The organism is Streptomyces sp. NPDC056948 (assembly GCF_042674225.1).
GTDB classification, from domain to species: Bacteria; Actinomycetota; Actinomycetes; order Streptomycetales; family Streptomycetaceae; genus Streptomyces; species Streptomyces purpurascens.
The window spans coordinates 1-1,331 of the sequence record NZ_JBHUQX010000812.1; the positions used below are offsets into that span (position 1 = coordinate 1).

A 1,331-nucleotide genomic window follows, 5' to 3' on the forward strand; every position below is an offset into this window, starting at 1 on the left:
GTGATCGGGTGCGGGCAGTCGGGGTGACGTGAGGTCAGGCTCAGTCGCGGGAGCGGAGCTTCAGCCGCGGGGCGAAGCGGAACGCCGCGAAGCCGACCGTGGCCAGGGCCGCGGCCGCCGCGAGCAGGAGGCCGATGCCGCCCGCCCCGGTCGAGGCGAGGCTGCCGCCGTCGAGGTTCGTCGAGGTGCCGCCGCCCGTGGTCGTGCCACTGCCGCCGGTCGTCCCGGACTCGCTCGCGCTGGGCGAGGGGCTCGGGTCCGCCGAGGGACTCGGGTCGGTCGTGGGGCTCGGGGAGGGCGAGCCGGATCCGTCACCGGGGCCGGGCTCGTCCGAGCCGTCGCCGGGGACGACCTCGACCGCGAACTGGGTCATGGCGTCACCGACCGACGCGGCCACGGTGTACGTGCCGGTGCCCTCGCCGGCGGTCAGGTCCGGGGCCGCGGCCTTGCCCGCCGCGTCGGTCCTGACGCGGACGACCTGGTCCTCGCCGTCGAAGCGGGGAGCGTCCTCGCTGCCGTCCTCGACCCGGAACTCCACCTCCGTGCCGGCCGGCGCCGTCTTGCCCGACTTGACCACCATGGCGCGCAGCGCCAAGTCGAAGTCCTGCCCCTGCTCGGCCTGCTGCTCGTCGCCGTCGGCGACACTCACGACGTAGGGCGACTCCTCGACCCGCACGGTGAAGGCCGTCGACGCGCCCTGGGTCTTCGCCCGGACCGTGAACTCGCCCTCCTTCTTGCTGCCCAGCCCGATCCACGGGGACTGCGCACGCCCCTGGGCGTCGGTCGAGACGACGGTCTGGTCGTCCTCCGGGCCGCCGGTGAGGCGGAAGAGCGGCTTGAGGCCGTCCGGGTCCTCGATCGTGAAGGTCACCGAGGCGTCGGCGACCGGCTTGCCGTCCTTGTCCCGGGCCACCACGGCCAGCGGGTCGACGTCGTTGCCCGGCTGGGTCGTCCGGCCGGTGCCGGAGACCTGCGTCAGCCGGTCGACCGTCGGGGAGGACTGCCACTGGAGGACGATCCGGCCCGGGCCGCCGGGGGCGTTGCCGCCGCCCATGGCCACACCCGACTCGACCGGGTTGTCGGAGGAGTCCCAGAACGGGTCGTTCTTCTCCGGCGCCGTGGTGCCCTTGCCGACGACGAGACGGGCGTCGCCCACCCGGGCCGGCTCCGCGTGGCTGGAGCCGCCGCCGCCGCTGCCGGTGGTGCCTTCGTTGCCGGGGGAGCCGCTCGAATCCGCGCCCGTGCCACCGCCGCCGCCCGCGTAGCCGGCACCGCCGCCGCCACCGCCGTATCTGCCCGCGCCGCCGGCACCACCGGCGCCGCCCTTGGCC

Annotated in this window: 1 pseudogene; it reads right to left on the reverse strand. The window is 75.8% G+C overall.

Features of this window, described 5'->3' with window-relative positions:
* Positions 1–40: 40 nt before the first annotated feature.
* Positions 41–1,331, reverse strand: a pseudogene (locus ACFTZL_RS44940) (hypothetical protein); the annotation flags it as partial.